The organism is Candidatus Symbiothrix dinenymphae, assembly GCF_001431085.1.
In genome coordinates, this window is record NZ_BBRU01000382.1 from 1 (window position 1) to 463 (window position 463).

1 protein-coding gene is annotated in these 463 nt (G+C 48.2%); it reads left to right on the forward strand.

From position 1 onward, the window contains the following. A partial coding sequence (locus ASC50_RS04440) for a Mur ligase family protein (protein ID WP_262482198.1) occupies nt 1–463 on the forward strand: 463 nt, incomplete at both ends.

The following is a 463-nucleotide window of genomic DNA, read 5'->3' on the forward strand; positions in this document are numbered from 1 at the left end:
ATTCACAATCGTGCGCTCGCCCCGCAGCTACAACTCGCAAACGGGCGTACCCCTCTCGGTGTGGCAACTCAACGCTCAAACGCAACTCGGCATCTTTGAAGCCGGCATCTCCCTCCCGGGCGAAATGGAACGCCTCGAAGCCATCATCAAGCCCACCATCGGCATTTTCACCGGCATAGGCGAAGCCCATCAGGAAAATTTCATCTCGCAGGAAGAGAAATGCTTCGAAAAATTGAAACTTTTTGAAGCAACAGAAGTCATTATTTATAACGAAGACCAACCTTTAGTCAAGTATTGCATGGAAAAACAGGGGCTTTTGCCGAAAGCATTCGCATGGTCGATGAAAAACGAAAATGCCGCGCTTTACATCTCAAAAATTGAAAAGCACATCGACCACACAGTCATCAGTTACCAGTTACCAGTTACCAATCAGCTGGTCACTGGTCACTGGTCACTGGTAACT